20 protein-coding genes and 2 pseudogenes are annotated in these 17,468 nt (G+C 62.9%); 6 read left to right on the forward strand and 16 right to left on the reverse strand.

The genetic code is table 11. The annotated features are described in order from the left end of the window. Positions 1–37 precede the first annotated feature (37 nt). Positions 38–334: a hypothetical protein gene (locus tag CKO31_RS04125; RefSeq protein WP_200234292.1), complete on the forward strand. Its 297-nt coding sequence runs from the start codon at positions 38–40 to the stop codon at positions 332–334. Positions 335–523: 189 nt separating this feature from the next. Here CKO31_RS04125 and CKO31_RS04130 read toward each other — a convergent pair whose 3' ends face one another. From CKO31_RS04130 to CKO31_RS04145, 4 genes are all read right to left on the reverse strand, one after another. Next, complete coding sequence (locus tag CKO31_RS04130; RefSeq protein ID WP_200234293.1) at positions 524–778, reverse strand: hypothetical protein; 255 nt, start codon at positions 776–778, stop codon at positions 524–526. A gap of 282 nt (positions 779–1,060) precedes the next feature. Next, positions 1,061–1,354, reverse strand: coding sequence for a hypothetical protein (locus tag CKO31_RS04135; protein ID WP_242475132.1), 294 nt, complete (start codon positions 1,352–1,354; stop codon positions 1,061–1,063). Positions 1,355–1,553: 199 nt separating this feature from the next. Beyond that, positions 1,554–1,919, reverse strand: a complete 366-nt coding sequence (locus CKO31_RS04140; RefSeq protein ID WP_200234294.1) for a DUF6164 family protein — start codon at positions 1,917–1,919, stop codon at positions 1,554–1,556. Between the two features lie 90 nt (positions 1,920–2,009). Beyond that, positions 2,010–4,715, reverse strand: a complete 2,706-nt coding sequence (locus tag CKO31_RS04145; protein WP_242475133.1) for a cation-translocating P-type ATPase — start codon at positions 4,713–4,715, stop codon at positions 2,010–2,012. Between the two features lie 323 nt (positions 4,716–5,038). Here CKO31_RS04145 and CKO31_RS04150 point away from each other — a divergent pair, with 323 nt between their 5' ends. The 3 genes from CKO31_RS04150 to CKO31_RS27855 are packed head-to-tail and all read left to right on the forward strand — an operon-like array spanning position 5,039 to position 7,484. Then, positions 5,039–6,739, forward strand: a complete 1,701-nt coding sequence (locus CKO31_RS04150) for a DUF1538 domain-containing protein (protein ID WP_242475134.1) — start codon at positions 5,039–5,041, stop codon at positions 6,737–6,739. Beyond that, positions 6,736–7,119: a P-II family nitrogen regulator gene (locus tag CKO31_RS04155; RefSeq protein WP_200234295.1), complete on the forward strand. Its 384-nt coding sequence runs from the start codon at positions 6,736–6,738 to the stop codon at positions 7,117–7,119. The genes CKO31_RS04150 and CKO31_RS04155 overlap by 4 nt, the downstream gene beginning before the upstream one ends. Further along, a complete protein-coding gene (locus CKO31_RS27855; protein ID WP_242475135.1) occupies positions 7,116–7,484 on the forward strand; it encodes a hypothetical protein in 369 nt (122 codons plus the stop codon). Before CKO31_RS04155 ends, CKO31_RS27855 begins: the two co-directional genes overlap by 4 nt. A gap of 85 nt (positions 7,485–7,569) precedes the next feature. Here the strand turns inward: CKO31_RS27855 and CKO31_RS27860 are convergent. After that, positions 7,570–7,845, reverse strand: a pseudogene (locus CKO31_RS27860) (transposase); the annotation flags it as partial. 139 nt (positions 7,846–7,984) lie between these two features. On the opposite strand from CKO31_RS27860, the gene CKO31_RS04165 reads away from it, so the two are divergent. Together CKO31_RS04165 and CKO31_RS04170 are read left to right on the forward strand one after the other, a co-directional pair. Then, positions 7,985–8,218 carry a DUF433 domain-containing protein gene (locus tag CKO31_RS04165; protein ID WP_200234298.1) on the forward strand — a complete coding sequence of 78 codons (234 nt, stop codon included), beginning with the start codon at positions 7,985–7,987 and terminating at the stop codon, positions 8,216–8,218. Then, the gene (locus CKO31_RS04170) at positions 8,215–8,658 is read left to right on the forward strand and encodes a DUF5615 family PIN-like protein (RefSeq protein WP_200234300.1); all 444 of its coding nucleotides are present in this window, start codon (positions 8,215–8,217) and stop codon (positions 8,656–8,658) included. The genes CKO31_RS04165 and CKO31_RS04170 overlap by 4 nt, the downstream gene beginning before the upstream one ends. Before the next feature lie 329 nt (positions 8,659–8,987). Here CKO31_RS04170 and CKO31_RS04175 read toward each other — a convergent pair whose 3' ends face one another. The 11 genes and pseudogenes from CKO31_RS04175 to CKO31_RS04225 form a co-directional block, all read right to left on the reverse strand. Further along, positions 8,988–9,215 (reverse strand): type II toxin-antitoxin system HicB family antitoxin, encoded by a 228-nt coding sequence (locus CKO31_RS04175; RefSeq protein WP_322789088.1) that lies wholly within the window; start codon positions 9,213–9,215, stop codon positions 8,988–8,990. Further along, entirely contained in the window at positions 9,212–9,400 is a 189-nt protein-coding gene (locus CKO31_RS04180) for a type II toxin-antitoxin system HicA family toxin (protein WP_200234304.1), read from the reverse strand. The genes CKO31_RS04175 and CKO31_RS04180 overlap by 4 nt, the downstream gene beginning before the upstream one ends. A gap of 889 nt (positions 9,401–10,289) precedes the next feature. Further along, the gene (locus CKO31_RS04185) at positions 10,290–11,156 is read right to left on the reverse strand and encodes a transposase (protein ID WP_200234305.1); all 867 of its coding nucleotides are present in this window, start codon (positions 11,154–11,156) and stop codon (positions 10,290–10,292) included. Between the two features lie 173 nt (positions 11,157–11,329). Then, the gene (locus tag CKO31_RS04190; protein ID WP_200234307.1) at positions 11,330–11,635 is read right to left on the reverse strand and encodes a type II toxin-antitoxin system RelE/ParE family toxin; all 306 of its coding nucleotides are present in this window, start codon (positions 11,633–11,635) and stop codon (positions 11,330–11,332) included. Next, positions 11,632–11,820, reverse strand: coding sequence for a hypothetical protein (locus tag CKO31_RS04195; protein ID WP_200234308.1), 189 nt, complete (start codon positions 11,818–11,820; stop codon positions 11,632–11,634). Before CKO31_RS04195 ends, CKO31_RS04190 begins: the two co-directional genes overlap by 4 nt. Positions 11,821–12,011: 191 nt before the next feature. Continuing rightward, positions 12,012–12,302 (reverse strand): annotated as a pseudogene (locus CKO31_RS04200) (efflux RND transporter permease subunit); the annotation flags it as partial. A gap of 59 nt (positions 12,303–12,361) precedes the next feature. Beyond that, a complete protein-coding gene (locus CKO31_RS04205) occupies positions 12,362–13,228 on the reverse strand; it encodes a transposase (protein ID WP_200234309.1) in 867 nt (288 codons plus the stop codon). 88 nt (positions 13,229–13,316) lie between these two features. Beyond that, positions 13,317–13,715, reverse strand: a complete 399-nt coding sequence (locus CKO31_RS04210; RefSeq protein WP_200234310.1) for a response regulator — start codon at positions 13,713–13,715, stop codon at positions 13,317–13,319. Positions 13,716–14,468: 753 nt separating this feature from the next. After that, the gene (locus tag CKO31_RS04215) at positions 14,469–15,287 is read right to left on the reverse strand and encodes an alpha/beta fold hydrolase (RefSeq protein ID WP_200234311.1); all 819 of its coding nucleotides are present in this window, start codon (positions 15,285–15,287) and stop codon (positions 14,469–14,471) included. 133 nt (positions 15,288–15,420) lie between these two features. After that, the gene (locus tag CKO31_RS04220; protein ID WP_200234312.1) at positions 15,421–16,113 is read right to left on the reverse strand and encodes a hypothetical protein; all 693 of its coding nucleotides are present in this window, start codon (positions 16,111–16,113) and stop codon (positions 15,421–15,423) included. Positions 16,114–17,187: 1,074 nt separating this feature from the next. Then, positions 17,188–17,468, reverse strand: a 281-nt coding sequence (locus CKO31_RS04225) for a transposase (RefSeq protein ID WP_200234313.1), incomplete at its 5' end; no start/stop codon positions are given.

A 17,468-nucleotide genomic window follows, 5' to 3' on the forward strand; every position in this document is an offset into this window, starting at 1 on the left:
CCGGCCCGCCACGTCAACCAGCAACGGGAGCAGCAGCATGCCCAAGACCCTCGACCCCCGAGCCGCACCTGGTGCCGACGCCGTGCGGGCCCGCGCCGGCTTCGAATTGGCGCGGCCGCAGGATATTGCCGAGCGCAAAGACATGAGCCACGAGCAGAAGGTCGCCCTGTTGGAGCAATGGGAGCAGGACCTCCGCGAGGAAATGGTGGCCGAAGAAGAGAATATGTCCGGCGCGGGCGGCCCCGTGGCCGACACCTTGGCGGACGTACGCCAAGCCCTGGGACAGCTCGGCAAAGACAGCGCGAGCCGCCCGGTGCCGGACAAGCACGGCTGATCCACTGACGGCGCCCGGCAGAAGACCGCCGCCGGAACACCGCCGCAGACAGTAGGCAGGTATCCCCTGTCCGCGGCTCGCGCGCCTTGGCGTAGGTCGAGCCGACGTCAGGAGGCCCGACACAATCATCTCCTAAGCAGTCGGCGTGGTGGCGGGCCTCATGCCTCAGCCCGGGCGGGGCGCCGGACGTCAGTCGGTGGCCGACTCGATGCGGTCGCCGGTCTCCTCCACCGTCTGCTTGGCCTGCTCGACGGCCTGACTAGCAGCCTCCTTGGTTTGCTCCGCCGCGGCCTGGGCCGCTTCGCGGGTTTCCTCGGCCGCCTCGCTCATCTCCTCGCTGACATCCGTGGTCTCCGTGTCCTGGGACTGCTCGCCGCAACCCCAAAGCAAGGCTGCGGACAAACCGATGGTGGTCAGGGTTAGCGCTGGTCGTATGGTCTTCATGGGTCTGTCTCCTGTCGATGGTGAGGTCAGGGGCGCGCCCTGCTCGGCATACCCCGCGCACGGATCGGCTCGGCTCGCCGTTTACAGCCGCACATCGAAGATGCTGCGGGCCGGGCGTCGCACCGACTCCTCCGGAAGGGTGCAATCTTCCGGCCATTGTGCACCCCGGCGACCTGAGCGGCCTAGCCGGGCTCCGCTGTGTGTCGGATCGGGGACTGTCCGCGGCAGCGGGCGGTGATTTACGCCCTCGGCTGGCTCATATCCACCAATCCAATATCTCCGTCAGGCATCGGGATCCTCCTGGCGGCCAGAGCGCACGCGCTCCCGGGAGGCGACGCGATCCTGCTCCGCCACCGCCGCCTGGTGGGCAGTTGCGTCGCCGGTGCGTCGGCGCACCGGATGATTGACCACCTTCTCCGACTCGTTGGTCGTGAAGCCGGCGCCGGAGAAGGCCGAGCGCGCCTGGAAGCGGGCGGTCTGACGGGCGAGGCCTGTGTGGCGCAGGGCCACCGCGGCGATGCGGGTCACCAGGATGGAGAGCGTCACCACCAGCAGGAGCGAGAGGATCGCGGTCATACTCGGTCAGCGTTCTGTTCGCAGCGCTATGGCCGACGCCGGCGGTTACGGCTCGGCTTCCTGTCAGTGAGCGCCGGTTCAAAGTGCGCAAGGGCCGTGCCCGGCGGCGGACCGCGCGTCCGGGATGTAGCGGGGCGGGAAAGCGAGCGCAGAGTCCAGACGCCTCGGCGCGCTCGATGCGCACGCCATCGCGCGGTGGTCAGCGCCCCAAGGTCAGGAAGGGCCAGAGCATCAGGTACAGCACGCCGGCGGCGCCGGCGATGTAAAACAGGGACTGCACGGGATGGCGGGCGATTCGCTGCGGGGTGGTCTCGGCGCGGCCGGCCAGGCGCGCCGCCTCGTGCTCGGCGGCAAGGCGGGCGCTGCGGCTGCGCTGGTAGTCATCGATGACCGCACGGGCCGCGGCCTTGTGGCTGTCGTCCAAGAGCCAGAGACCGGCCACGCCGAAGCCGAGGAAGCCGCCGGTGGTCTCGTGATAGGCAAAGCCGTGCTCGTCCAGCAGGGCGCGCACGTCGGCGGCCTCGTCATCGGGGACGCCGTTGAGACGGAAGATCAGAACCGACATTGCTGCATGAGCGCTGCTGCACCACTGGGGCCAAGCCGAGAAACCTACAGGCTGGCTCATCGGCAAACAAGCGCCGGGAGCGCCGGCTCGTCAACCCCGTGCCCGCCGCCAGAGCCACAGCAGCAGCTTGCGCGCCTCCTCCACCACCAGCACGCCGGCGGCGACCGCGGCGGCCAGCAGCCAATGGCCGGCGCTCAGGTCGGTGGTGCCGAAGACGGTCTGCGCCGGCGGCCAATGCACCACCGCCACCTGCAGCAGCACCACCACCAGCAGGGCGAGCCAGAGCTTGCCGTTGCGCAGGAAGTTGGCGTTGAAGGCCGTGCCGTGCTCGGCGCGCGCATTGAAGACGTTGAAGAACTGAAACAGCACGAAGGTGGTGAAGGCCAGGGTGACCGCGTAGGCGGCGTCGGCGACCACCAGTGCGTACAGGAACACGCCCAGGGTCCCGGCCATCATCACGGTGCCGAACAGTAGCAGCCGCATCAGCCGCCCGCCGGAGAGGATCTGCGCGCCGGGTGCCCGCGGCGCTTCGCCCATCAGGCCCGGCCGGGCCGGCTCCACCCCCAGGGTCATGGCCGGCGGGCCGTCCATGATGATGTTGATCCACAGCAGCTGGATGGGCGTGAAGGGCGTGGGCAGCGCCAGCAGCGTGGCCGCGAGCACCGTCAGGATGGCGCCGATGTTGGTGGAGAGCTGGAAGCGCACGAACTTGACGATGTTGTCGTAGATGACGCGGCCTTCCTCCACCGCCCGCACGATGGTGGCGAAGTTGTCGTCGGTGAGCACCAGGGTGGCGGCCTCGCGGGTCACGGCGGTGCCGGTGATGCCCATGGCCACGCCGATGTCGGCGGCCTTGAGCGCCGGGGCGTCGTTGACGCCGTCGCCGGTCATGGCGGCCACGTGCCCGTCGGCCTTGAGCGCGTTGACGATGGCCACCTTGTGCTTGGGCGCCACCCGGGCGAAAACGCTGATGGCGTCGATGCGGCGGGTCAGCTCCTCCGCAGGCATGGCCTCCAGCTCGTCACCGCTGACCACATCGCCGTGCAGCCCGAGCTCCCGGGCCACCGCGGCGGCGGTAACGCGGTGGTCGCCGGTGATCATCTTCACCTGGATGCCGGCGTCGCGGCAGCGCTCGATGGCCGCGGCGGCCTCCGGGCGCGGCGGGTCCATGAGCCCGGCGAGGCCGAGGAAGGTCCAGTCCTCGGCCCATCGCCAGAGGTCGCCGGCGGGGTCGAAGTCGGCGGCGGGGATGGTCCGCGAGGCCACCGCCAGCACCCGCAGGGCCTCATCGGCGAAGTCCTGGTTGGTAGTGGCCAGCGTCTGCTGCATCGCCGCGTCTAGCGGCGCGTCCTGCCCGTCCGCGCCGAGCCAGCAGCGCGAGCGTGCGAGCAGCACGTCTGGGGCGCCCTTGACGTACATCACCACGCGGTCCTGCTGCGGATGGAAGCTGGCCATGAACTTGTGCGCGGAGTCGAACGGGATCTCGGCGATGCGCGGCGCACGCGCCTGCTCCGCCACCGGGTCCAGGCCGCCCTTTTGGGCCAGCACGTAGAGGGCGCCTTCGGTGGGGTCGCCCACCAGCTCGCCGTCGCGCACGCGGGATTCGGTGCACAGCGCCATGGGCAGCAGGTAGGGACGCAGGTCCGGTGCGTCCGGGTCCCGCTCGATGGCGCCGTGGGGCTCATAGCCCTCGCCGCCGACCGCGAAGGACCGGCCGGCGTACCAACCGGCGCGGGCGGTCATCTGGTTGAGGGTGAGGGTGCCGGTCTTGTCGGAGCAGATCACGGTGGTGGAGCCCAGGGTCTCCACCGCGGCGAGGCGCTTGAGGATCGCTCGGTTCTGGGCCATGCGCCACATGCCGATGGCCAGCGTCACCGTCACCACCGCCGGCAGTCCCTCCGGAATGGCCGCGACCGCGAGCGCCACGGCGGTCATGGCGGCATCCAGCAGGGGCGTGCTGCGCGCCAGGGACAGGGCGAAGATAATGAGCACGAAGCCCCCGGCGATGGCCGCGAGCCGCTTGCCCAGCACGTCGAGCTGGCGCTGCAGCGGTGTGCGGGTCTCCGGCGTGGCCGCGATCATGCCCGCGAGCCGGCCCATCTCGGTCTGCATGCCGGTGGCGGTCACCAGCAGCTCGGCCCGGCCCCGCGTGACCACGGTGTTCATGAACAGCAGGTTGAGCCGGTCGCCGAGGGGCAGGTCGGCGTCTTCCAAGGTCTCGGGCCACTTGCCCACGGCGTGGGACTCGCCGGTCAGCGCCGCCTCGTCCACCTCCAGGCTGTGCGCCGCCATCAGCCGCCCGTCCGCCGGCACCCGGTCCCCCGCCTCCAGCAGCACCAGGTCGCCGGGGACCAGCGCCGCGGCCTCCATGTCATGCAGGTGTCCGTCGCGGCGCACTCGCGCCTGCGGCGCCAGCATGCCTTTGAGAGTGGCGAGGGTGCGCTCCGCGCGGTGCTCCTGGTAGAAGCCGAGCGCCGCGTTCAGCATCACCACCACTAGGATCACCACCGCGTCCTTGAGGTCGCCGATGGCCCCGGCCAGCACCGCCGCGCCGAGCAGGACGATGACCAGGTAGCTGCGGAACTGGTCCAGGAACTTGAGCCACAGGGGCCGCGGCTTGGTCTCGGCGAGGCGGTTCTCGCCGTAGCGCGAAAGCCGGGCTGCCGCCTCGGCGGCGGACAGGCCCTTCGCCGGGTTTGCGTCCAGCGCCGCGGCGGCATCCTCGGCGGACAGCGTGTGCCAGGCGCGCTCGGGCTCGGCGCGGTCCGCGCTCGTCATGACTTCAGGGGCATGCATGGTGGTCGTTGCTTGATGCGGACGTCGGTCCGGGGCGGCAGGAGGGCGACCGGGTTGAGTGCTCGTTGCTGCGGTTGTCCTCGCGCTCGGCGCGGGTGAAATTGGGCGACTATTGCGTACCGCTACCGCGCGCATGCTCTGCGGTAGGTCGGGCCGACGTCAGGAGGCCCGACACTGAGGCTGAGCGCTTGTTTCTTGCCGCAGCCGCAGCGCTTGCCGGTCGGCGCGGGCGGTGCTAGGTTGGGCGGTCGAGCTGAGCCACGGTGCCGTTGCGTGATTGGCTGTCTCATCCTTGTACCCGACCCTGGGAGGTGGCCCGGACTTTGAGCGAGCGCGAGATTCGCTACGGAACCTATTTGGGCGCGATCAAGCGCCATAAGCGGCGAGTCAATTTCTCCGCCATCCTGGAAGCCGAGCGGCTGCGGCCGGCGCGCCCGCGGTTGCGGCTGGTTGATCTGCACCGCCTGCTCACCCCCTACATCTCGGTCCGCCTCGCCGAGCAGTTGCGCGCGGTGGTGCCGCTGGCGCTGCTGCTGATCGCCTTTCAGGCGCTGGCGCTGCGTACCTCGTTACTGGACACCGAGACTGTCGTCCTCGGCATTCTGGCCGTCATCATCGGGCTGATGTTCTTCATGGAGGGCGTCAAGCGCGGTCTGATGCCTTTTGCCGAGAACGTCGGGTTCCATATGCCGGGGCGCATGCATCCGTCGGTGCTGCTCGGCTTCAGCCTGCTGCTGGGGGGCGCGGCCACCTTCGCCGAGCCGGCCATCGGCGCCCTGCAGGCGGCCGCCGATGCGATCTCCAGCGAGCGCGCGCCCTGGCTCAAGCAGCTGCTCGGCCCTTATGCGCTCTGGCTGGTGCTGGCGGTGGCCACCGGTGTGGGTCTGGCGGTGAGCTTAGGCATGCTGCGGCTGATGTTCGGCTGGCGGCTCAAGGTGCTGGTGATGGTCATCGTGCCGCCGACGCTGCTGTTTACGGTCTGGGCTGCGCAGCAGCCGGCGCTCGCGCCCATCATCGGCCTCGCCTGGGACTGCGGGGCCATCACCACCGGGCCCGTGACCGTGCCGCTGGTGCTCGCGGTAGGTGTCGGCGTCGCCGCGTCCACCGGCCGCAGCGACAATCCGCTGTCCGGCTTCGGCATCGTCACGCTGGCGTCGTTGTTCCCCATCGTCGGCGTGCTGAGTGTCGCCACCTACCTGACCGCCCAAGGGGCAGAGGGGCTGCTGCCGATGGCGAGCGAGGCGCCGGACGGCTGGCACGCCGAGAGCCCCTTTGCGGAAATCCTCGGCGCTTTCCGCGCCATCGTACCGCTGCTGCTGTTGTTGGTGCTGGTGCAGCTCCTGCTGCTGCGCCGCCGCATCCGCCAGCGTAGTGTGTTCCTCTATGGCGTCATCATGGCCATCGCCGGTATGGCACTGTTCAATCTCGGCCTGACCGCAGGGCTGGTGACCCTCGGCGAGCAGGCCGGGGTGAATGTCCCCTGGGCCTTCTCGCCGCACTGGCAGACCGGTGCCGCGGCCCTGTACCCCTTCGCCCTCGGCATTGCCGTGACCCTGGCGTTCGCGTTCACGGTGGGCTATGGCGCCACCCTCGCGGAGCCGGCGCTGAACGCCATGGGCGTGACCGTGGAGAATCTCACCGACGGCGCCTTCCGCAAGCGCCAGCTGCTGCACGCCGTGGCCATCGGCGTCGGCTGCGGCGCGGCCCTGGGGGTGAGCCGTATCCTTTTTGACCTGCCGCTGTGGCTGCTGCTGGTGGTGGGCTATACGCTGGCGCTGGGCCTCACCATCCTCTCCCGCGAGGAGCTGGTCAACCTGGCCTGGGACAGCGCCGGCGTCACTACCGGACCCGTGACCGTGCCGCTGCTGATGGCCTTAGGCATCGGCCTGGGCCACGCGGTGGAGGCCGCCGACAGTTTCGGCATTCTGGCCATGTGCTCGGTGGGCCCGATTGTGTCCGTCATGATCACCGGGCTGTGGATCGATATCAAGACCCGCGGCCGCTTCCAGAGGAGACCCGCATGAGTGCCGGCAATGAGTTTATCGTCCTGACCGGCGCCACGCTGCTGACCGCCGTCGTTCAGCGCGGCACCGCCGATATGGTGGTCCGGGTGGCGATGGAGGCCGGCGCCCAGGGCGCCACCGTGTTCCATGCCCAGGGCAGCGGCATTCGCCAAAAGCGCATGGGCATCCTGGGCCTGACCGTCGACACCGATAAGGAGGTCATCTACGTCGTCGTCCCCAATGAGCAGGCGGATCACATCTTCGAGCGCGTCTTCGTCGCCGCCAAGATGGACACCCCGGGCATGGGCATCCTCTGGCTCAGCCGGCTGGAGAAGATGGCGACCCACATTCCCCAGGATATTGCCGCCCGCTTCGGCGTGCACAAGGAGCGCCGCGAATGACGGTCCTCGGCCACATTGGCTATGGCGTCGAGAAGAAGCTGGTCACCGCCATCGTCATGAGCGGTCGCGGCCTGGCGCTGATGAAGCTGGTGGAGGAGCACGCCGGCGTGCTGTCGGTGACCCACCACCATGCCCGCGGCACCGACCGCCGCGGCCAGCGCCCGGGTACCATGGTCTGGGTCGAGCGCGACGTGGTCATGGTCCTGGTGGAAGCGGCCCATGCCGACGCCGTGTTCAAACTGCTGTTCGAGGCCGGCGACCTCGGCGTCCCGCACCAGGGCGTGATCTTGATGGAAGAGGTCTCCCGCGGCCATCCGATGATGCCGTTTCCGGAAGGGTTCGAGGGGGAGCAGGCGAAGGGGTGAGCGAGCGGCGCAGGGGGAGCGCCTGGTCAGATCTTGCATGTTGCGTCCCGCAGCCTTCTTGCGATGCGACTGACCTGAGCTCCGCGTTGAACTGCTGCGTGTAGATCCCCGTCAGTTGGCGCATCCCCTTGGAGAGATTCCCGTCGGGCGTCTCGACCAGCAGATGATCGTGGTTGGTCATCAGGCAGTCAGCGTGCGCCCAGCAGTTGAAGCGCTCGCAGACCTCCGCGAACACCGCCAGGAACGCCTGTCGGTCGGTGTCGCCCCGGTGTCGCCCCGGTAAGATGTCCTCCCGCCTGTCTCCGCGCGAGGAGACGTGGTAGAGCGCTCCGGGAAGCTCGATGCGCAGCGGTCTTGCCATGGCCCAAGCCTGGCGAGCCAGATACAAAATACAAGACCCTGTGCCCTTAACAGCGCCAGCACCGAGGTAAGCCCATGGCGACCTTGTGGATGCCCGATTGCCCATTCGAGCCTGGCTTCTTTTCCTCTAGACTTAGCGCATGAACATCGAAGACCGTATCTCCATCGATCCGCGCGTCTGTCACGGCAAGCCCGTGATCCGCGGTACCCGCGTGCCGGTCGCCATTATCGTCGGCAGCCTCGCCGGGGGCATGAGCTTCGAAGAGATCGAAGCCGAGTACGACGTCACCCGCGATGACATCAAAGCAGCGCTGGCCTTCGCCGGAGCGCTCGTTCAGGAGGAATCCTTTCATCCCCTGCCTGGCGCCGCATGAGGTTCCTGCTCGACGCAAACATGCCCCGCGCCGCTGCCGTGCTGCTGGAGCGCTCGGGCCACGACACCGTGCACGTGCGAGATACCGCGCTCAAGCACGCGACGGATCAGCGCATCTCCGAATTCGCCCGCACCGAGCAGAGAGTCATCGTTACCCGCGATCTCGACTTCGCCGATGTGCGCCGCTATCCACCGGAGAGCTCCCCGGGATACCTTGTCTTGCGAGTCCCCGAGTCCTGGGTTGCAACGGAGATCGTCGAGCTACTGCAGCGCTTTCTGGATGTGCGCGGCCTGGTCGAGCAGATTCCGGCGCACCTGGTCATCCTGCGGCTAGAAAAAGGGGCCAGGCTTAATTACGTCCCCCAATTCCGTCCGCTTCCCTCGCCGGATTTAATTGAGCCTGGCCCGAATGGCGCTAACTTAAGCCAGTCCGCGATATGAATCAGACACTTACGTTGACTACGATACGACGATCCAAGCTCTCCTGCGACACAAGCGGGCGGTCTTCGCATGTCGGACGGCCTGGAGTTGTTCGGGTTGCAGGCCAAGCGCTTCGCTAAGTGACTGTTTTTATGAAGACGCCGCTTAAGTTAGTGCCATTCGAGCCTGGCCCCTTTTTTACGCTTTTTTACGCTTTTTTACGCTTTTTTTCCGGCCCCTTTTTTCCCGAAGCGGGTCAGTTTAACCTCAACCGAAGCCCGCGCCAGACTGCGGCTGCGCGCGAAGCGTCAGCCGCAGTTTGGCGTCGGGCTGGCGGGCTAGTTGGCAATTTACGCTGCGACCTCAATTGTCTCAGAGGAGCTATGCGGTTCGGGGATAGGTTCTCCGCGTGCCTTCAAATCTTCAAGATGCAACTCAACGGCTTGTGCAATGAGTTGAAGTGCTTCGGCCTTCGTGTCGGCGGCGGCAATGCATCCTGGGAGGTCCGGCACATAGGCGCCGACACTCGTAGGGCTCTGCTCAAGGATGACGGTGTATCGCACGTAGAGATACCTCACTCGGTCAGGCCGGCTTGTTTGAGAGCATTTTTCAGCGTTCCTGGTGGAATGTCTACGCTGGGTTTTCCGGCTACGGTTACGGTGCCGGGTTTAGTTGGATGATGAAACTGCCTGTGGCTTCCGCGAGTCCGGACCAAGAACCACCCGTCGTCTTCTATAAGTTTAATCAGCTCTCCGACTTTCACGAAACTCTCGGTTCAGGTCTCGATTTCAGGAAGCGTGACAACTACTGTGATCGGCGGCTGTTAAGGTCACCTTGCCCAACGTGAGCGCAGCCCGCGCCTTGGAGCAGTCTGAGCGAAGCGAAGGCTGCTCCAAGGCACGATAAGGGGCCAGGCTCAACTACATCCGGGAGCAGCTGAGGGACAATCCAATCGAGCCTGGCCCCTGTTCCCCCCGACGCGCGAAGCGCCCGCCGCAGTTTGGCGTCGGGCTGGCCGGCTAGTTGGGCGATGTCATTCATTCGTGCCAGCGAGAATTGAGCCTGGCCCCGTTTTCCACTGTTTCAGTAGTCGTTTAGTCCTGCTTTCTACTGGCATCGCCCTTGCCTCTTGCCTCGCAACGTCTTGGCGCCGAGAGCCCAACGCCCAGTATCAGCGGCGCGCGCCTTTGGCGCGTCAGCTGGATGCGCTCGTTAGCCTGTAGCTTTCTGGTTTACACGCTGTGTTTCTCGATAAACTACGTTGCGGCCTGATGCTGCTTCCTTTGCACGCAAAGCGTGTGAGATACGGTGAGGATCGTTTCCATACTTACACGCAAAGGCGAGACCGTTAGCACGCGTTTCTTTGACAATAGGGTCTTCATGCATCTTCTTCACCAATAAGCTCTTCGGGAGAACACAAAATCGGGCATACTAGACCGAAACTGGTTACCGCATTTGCCACCAAAGCGCGAGTACTCGCGTTATTGATATGTTTGAAGTTCCAAGTAAGCAAATAGTCCATGCCTTGCGTCGCCGCGATAGCAATATGATGAGCGTCGCGGCTGCTATTCTCCGGAACAGCCCTTGACGAAAGTAATAACTCCGCTAAGTCTTCTGCTCCCGGCTTGATTCCGAGGCTTTGAGAGTTCGGGTCAGGTCTCACATGTAACGGCGACGTTTTCGTCGCGCTTGACCGCGCGGCTCACCGTCATCCGGCTGACGCCGAAGTACTCGGCAATGGTCTGCATGCTGTACGCGCCGCTGCGGTACGCATCCGCCATCGCGCGGTCGCGGTCTGAGCAGCCGGCGGCATACTCAGCCAGCGGCTTGGCCACGGCACGGCGCTGGCGTTTCGGCACCTCCCGCAGCGGGCGCTTTGGGTCGATCCGCGCCTGCATGCGCTCGACGAACTGCTCTGAGCCCAGGTAGATCTGGCCCTTGAGCCCCTGCCATGGGCTGGCGGCGCCGATGCCCGCGGCGACGAAGCGCCGGTAGCCGGACACCGCGGCCTGCCGCTCTTCGGAAAACGCACGCAGCACCGCATCGGTCTCCAGCCATCCGGGCGCCGGCGTCTCGCCGACCGTCGCCCGATAACTGCTCCACGGCCAATCGCCGGGAGCGGCGACCATCCTCGCGCGAACCGGATTGAGCACCACGTACCGGCAGAGCTCCAGCAGATAGCGCTCACGCTCCACCAAAATCGCCTTGAAGCGCCCCTGAAACAGGTGACCGACCCGCGCGTGGGTGCGATTGACGGTCTGCGTAAAGACGCCGTTCAGCTGGCGCATCCCCTTGGACAGATTCGCATCCGGCGTCTCGACCAACAGGTGGTAGTGGTTGGTCATCAGGCAGTAGGCGTGAAGCAACCAGTTGAAGCGCTCGCACGTTGCGCCCAGCACGTCGAAAAACACCGCCCGATCGCTGTCCTCGTCGCCGAGAAAGATGCTCCGTCGCTCGTTACCGCGTGCTGTTACATGATGCAGCGCGCCGGCGAACTCCAGCCGCAGCGGCCTCGCCATTTGCCCACTCCCAGAACGCCTTGCCGCCGCGAACCATAACGCCCCGATGCTGGGTGTGCAATGTGAGACCTCAGGCGCCTTGTGACCCCAGGAGCCTTGACCCTTGTGTCAGGCGAACGTCGCGTGCGGCAACTGGAATGAAACGATCAGGCCGCTTGCCTACATCGAATCGCTTATTGACCGCTCGTCGGCAGATCGTGCGGCAGCAGTTGTCGATAGTGCATAACCGTCAGGATGGCAATCTGATCATCGGTGATGCGATAGATGATCCGGTATGGGCGTTCAAGGAGCTGGCGAATCGTGGCATCGCGATACTCGGGTACTTGTCGTCCGCTGCGGGGTGCGACCTGCAGTTGCCGCGTCCGGCGCAGCAACCGTATTGCGAGGGCTTGTGCGGCTGCGGGATTGTCCTGGGCGATATAGTCTCGAATGCCGCGCAGCTTGGACCGGGCTTCCGAAGTCCACGAAACGCGCGTCATGTGGAGGCGCCGAATTCTGCCTCGATGTCATCTTGACTGATAAGCTGGCCAGCATCGGCCTCGCACAGACCTTGCTGGATCGAGGCGCGCAGTGCGGCGACGTAGGCGAGCTCGCGCCAGGAGGCGTCCTCGGGCAAGGTGTCGATGAGCGCATGAGCGGCTTGCTTGAAGGTTTCTGCCTGCATCGTCGTCGTGTTGCTCGGGTTGGCAGTCCGGATAGTGTTTAGGGTCGCGCAGAGATCGTCAAGCTTGCCGGTCGCGAGGAACGGCTGGGGCGGGGCCGCTGATCGTGACGGGGGCGCCCCGGTCTCGCGCCGGCGGCATCCCTGCTCAGTCGAAACTGCCGCCGTTGGCGGCCTCCCGCCGCCGCCACCCCTCACCCCGTCGCCGTCCTGATCCACTCCACCCGCTTGCGCGTCACGCCGTAGTACACCACCGGGATCACCCCCAGCGTCAGCACGGGGGACACGAACAGGCCGAACAGCAGCGACGCGGCGAGTCCGGAGAAGATCGGGCCGTCGAGGATGAACACGGCACCGGCCATGGCAGCGATGGCGGTGAGCATGATGGGCTTGGCGCGGACGATGGCGGACTCGATGACCGCCTGCTCCAATGTGCTGCCCCCGCGGACCTGCTGGTTGCTGAAGTCCAGCAGCAGGATGGAGTTGCAGGGATGGGGTCAAGTTGCAGGTCTGGGTGCACGGGGCTGGGGTCCAAGGGCTGTGGTCAGGTCTCACACGTAACGCCGGCGTTCTCGTCGCGCTTGACCGCGCGACTCACCGTCATCCGGCTAACGCCGAAGTACTCGGCAATGGTCTGCATGCTGTACGCGCCGCTGCGGTACGCATCCGCCATCGCGCGGTCGCGGTCTGAGCAGCCGGCGGCATACTCAGCCAGCGGCTTGGCCACGGCACGGCGCTGGCGTTTCGGCACCTCCCGCAGCGGGCGCTTTGGGTCGATCCGCGCCTGCATGCGCTCGACGAACTGCTCTGAGCCCAGGTAGATCTGGCCCTTGAGCCCCTGCCATGGGCTGGCGGCGCCGATGCCCGCGGCGACGAAGCGCCGGTAGCCGGACACCGCGGCCTGCCGCTCTTCGGAAAACGCACGCAGCACCGCATCGGTCTCCAGCCATCCGGGCGCCGGCGTCTCGCCGACCGTCGCCCGATAACTGCTCCACGGCCAATCGCCGGGAGCGGCGACCATCCTCGCGCGAACCGGATTGAGCACCACGTACCGGCAGAGCTCCAGCAGATAGCGCTCACGCTCCACCAAAATCGCCTTGAAGCGCCCCTGAAACAGGTGACCGACCCGCGCGTGGGTGCGATTGACGGTCTGCGTAAAGACGCCGTTCAGCTGGCGCATCCCCTTGGACAGATTCGCATCCGGCGTCTCGACCAACAGGTGGTAGTGGTTGGTCATCAGGCAGTAGGCGTGAAGCACCCAGTTGAAGCGCTCGCACGTTGCGCCCAGCACGTCGAAAAACACCGCCCGATCGCTGTCCTCGTCGCCGAGAAAGATGCTCCGTCGCTCGTTACCGCGTGCTGTTACATGATGCAGCGCGCCGGCAAACTCCAGCCGTAGCGGTCTAGCCATTTGCCCATTCCCGGAACGTCATCCTGCCGCGGAGCATAACGCCCCGAGGCCGGCTGTGCAATGTGAGACCTGACCCCGTATCTGCTCGTTAGGCGATCAATTGGTGCTGCTTGAGAGCGGCATCCAATTCCACTGGATTCGTGGTGATCATGGTTGCACCGGCTCGCTTTGCGAGCTCAACCACAGAGGAATCGATATTTATTGTGTAAATAAAGATTGGAATGTGGTTGTTGCTGTTGCGGATCTGTTGGGTAAGCTCGATGCCAGCACTGTCGTTCTTCTGTCCGTACTCCAACCTACGAAGATCAGTTACCACAGCATCGTAACGAGCGCGACCGAACAGATCGACGGCTTTTTCTGTTGAGGCTGCGCAGACAACAGTAACGCCCTTTTCCATAAGAGCCCGGTGCCGGTCTTCGTCCATTGAAAGGTGATCATTCACCCAGAGGATGAACTTGTTGGTCTCAGTCAGGTTTTTCTTTGCCATATGTCAATCTTCCTATGGGTTCCGTTTCTCGTTGATTGGTAGGTACTCTCGCGGCAAGCTCCCTGGGTTTTGCTTTTGCCTAACGTTGGCGATGAGCCGCGCTTGACGGCGACGGAGCGGCAGCAAAGCGACCGAGCAGTCAAGCGTCGGACTCCATCGCCCTTGTTAGCAATTCCAACAAACTAATTAGAGTTGGCTGATGGACTTTTCGTTGGCATGTACTTCCCAATCGCCCTGTTCTCTGCCAGCAATATCTTGGAGTTTCTCGACTACCCTTTCCGCCCATGCTTTATCGTTGGTTAAAAAAATAGGCGTACTAGTACTTTCTGTACTGATATAGATGGCTACATGCGGGATACGACGACTCTTGATTATCGATCTAACCGTCCACCACCCCCCGAAAAAAACTGCTAACACGGCGACGGGAATACTCATATTACCTAGCGGCCAGGCTTCGGTGCTTTCGACGGTGGGCGCTATCAAGAGAATCCCTAGTCCGATTGAAAATGAGATCACCGCAAACAAGTTTGGTTTGTTTCTGTAATTTCCTGACTCGTAATCCACAAACCAAGCGGCCGACCTAAGCAAACTTCGATCTAATTTAAGACCATCACTCCGAATGATTTCATTACCAATTATCTTAACGCTATTGATTCTTTCTCCTTCTAATTGCTAACGCTCGCCATCACCGGTGGCAAAACTGGAGCGAAGCGCAAGTTTTGGCATCCGGTGGATGGTATGGTTATGTAGTTTCTAGGCCTGAGTAAAATCCAAAATTTCCTTTGTTAACTCATCAGGCTTTTCCTCAATGACGAGGTGGCCCGCTTCGTCGATAATGTGAAAAGTTGACTCAGGAATTAGGTCGTGGAGCGCTTTCCCTCGCTCTAGCGGTATCCAACTATCTTCGCGTCCCCACAGAATCAAGGTGGGAGTAGTAATCGTATGATAAAGCGCTTGCGCCTCGTCGGTATATTTGGAATCTGCCTGTGCCATTTGGCGATAGAATGCTGCCTTCCCTTTTTCGCCGGTCCACGGCGCAACAATACCGTCCAGGGTAGCTTCATCAAGCGGCTTGAAAGCAGCCGTTTGCACGTAGGTACGGACAACGGCTTCATGGATATAGTCCGGCAACCCTGAGAACGCAGCTTCATGGGCATTTACATGCCGGAAAAAGGGCGATCCCCAAGGAGAGACAGCGACTGGGTCAATGAGAATGATCTTTTGAAAACGCCGACCATTTAGAAGGTGAGTCCTGAGCGCTGTAGCACCACCGAAATCATGACCAACGATAATCGGATCGTCGAGTTTCCAGTGGTTAAGCAAACAATCTAGGACTTTGTTCTGTACACCCAATGAAAAATCACCTTCATCCTTGCTCGACTGGCCGTAGCCCATCAAGTCAAAAAAGTAGACTGTGTACTCTCTGGACAACTGCTCGATCAAATGACGCAGATTGAATGATGACCAAGGTGTTCCATGAACAAGGACCATTGGCGGGCCTTCACCCAACCGCCCATAATGTATGTTCCGTCCTTTATAGTCATAAGACTCAGAAAGTTCCCATCCACGCATCAATCAGACTCCTTTTCTACATAACGTTAAGCGCAGCCCGCCGCCAACTGGCCAGGCGCCCGCGTCAGCGGCGCCTGGCCAGTTGGCGGTCGGGCTGGCGCGCTGGTTGGGTTCTTCGTCAGAGGCGATGCGGTCATGGGATAAGTCGCCTTCCACGAGGCTCGATGTCAAACCAATGCGATGCATTCGGGATTGGCACCTTGGTTAGGCAGTCAGTTATTACGTACCCATCGGCCGATACGATGTAGCTCCACACATGGAGGAAACTGTCTTTGATGGCTTCAACCATAATGTTATGGCAAGCATAGACTTGTGAGAGCTCGACCCGAGGCTCGACAGGAGGCGAGGAATGCGTGGTGCTCTGGATCGAACGAATGTCGGTTAGGTCCAACCCGAAACGGTGACGAATGTCCTCGGCCACAAGGATTTCCAAGGCCCCAGATGAGAGTGCGATAGATGGAGTGCAGTCCTTGCAACCATACGCCTGCCCCAAGTGGTGCACCACGCGCCGGAGCCTTGGAGCGTAGTGCTCGGCTGCCATTGCCAAAGTGAGAATTGATGAGGCGAATCCTAGAAGTGCACCTACCGCCTCCCAGCTAGCACCAACGCCAATATCAGCCGGTCCCAAGTAGACTGCATCCGCGCCGGATATTTTCTGAATGTCTTGCTTTAGCTTCTGTTGCCGACTTTCAGCCGCAGCATTGCCAAGTACCTCGTCAGATTCATCCCCGCTAATCGGGGCAATCAAAAAGATTTGGGCACCGTCTGTAGCAATCGCTGCGTCTTCGCACCAGTCGTACAGGTGAGGCTGGTCTTCTGCGCTCATCGCGGAACGCTCGCTTGTGAACCCAACGCCGTAAATCAGCCGAGCTATAAGGAGCGGCAGCGACTGAAGGCGTCGGCTGGATTTGCCTTGTTAGGCATTGTTTACCTAGTAATTACTCTAATACCGCGACCAGTAACCCCATCAGGACAACCTCTAAACTCTCCGAAACCACTCGTTTCAAAGAGTTCACGTAGGTTTTCCAAGTCACCTACGGATTCTAAAACACTTCGATGTCTCTCCATTGAACCAAGAACGGTACAAAGATCGACCAGAGGACGCACATTCTCGAAATCAAGAACAAGCGCAAAGTCTATACGGTAATCGGCAGCAAACGATGTTTCGCTGTATAGAAAGGTTGAAAAAATCAGAATTATTATTCGCTTCATCCTGCCGCTCCTAGATTGTTGCCTAACGTTGAGGCTGGCGCGCCGCCCGTTACCGCGCCGGAGCGAAGCGACGGCGCGGTAACGGGCGGTCGCAGCCGAGCGACTCGTTAGAATCGATATTCAGTCTTACGGACGTTGTGCGCTCCGGAGCGATAAATACTTACCAGCTACGAAAAACGCGGCGCCGAAAACGAATAGCATGTTCTTGACAATATGCGACACGGAATATTGGCCACCGTTAGTCCAGTGGTTCAATTTTGTGCGCTCTTCAACCGTCCGTCTGACTGTCTCATTTATTTTCTTCGACGCCGAGTCGTATATTTCTCTTCTGCTTTCTGCGTCTTGCGTTGCCAGTTGCTCACCGATCGAACGGAGTACTCGCATTAGCGCTAGGTTAACCTCTTCTTGAATCTGATAGCGCCACTGAGCCGGTTGGCTGCCAAACCAATCGCTTACGAGAACCTGCCAGGAGGTCGCTGTCATAACCATCACTAAACCCAGCAGTTCCAGCCGTAGAGCCCATATCTCTGAACGTCGTGCCATGTGTGCGGCCGTGGTTATTGGAGATTTCTAACGGTAGCGTTCAGGCGCCGCTTGAGGCGAGGGCCGGAGTTGCGTCAGCGACTTCGGCCAGCGGGTCAAGCGGTCGCTCGGGAACGCATTGTTACTAACCGTCCATTAAGTAATGTCAGGCCGCAGCCTGGGCATCGAGGATATAGCGGCAGTGCGGATGGCGGAAGAAACCGGCAACCACCTTGGGCAATGCGCACAGGCGCTCAAGCGCCCGCACTGCCTTCTCTTTGAAGTCGACCTTGTTGGCCACCGTCTGCTTGGCGATGTGCGCCTTGACGTTGCCCCAGACCTGCTCGTCTGGGTTGAGGTGCGGGGAGTACGGCGGCAGGAAGAACAACTTGAGCCGGCCGTTTTGCGCTTCGACGAACTCCCTGACGATGCGCGCCTTGTGGATGC

The organism is Thiohalocapsa halophila (assembly GCF_016583825.1).
GTDB lineage: Bacteria > Pseudomonadota > Gammaproteobacteria > Chromatiales > Chromatiaceae > Thiohalocapsa > Thiohalocapsa halophila.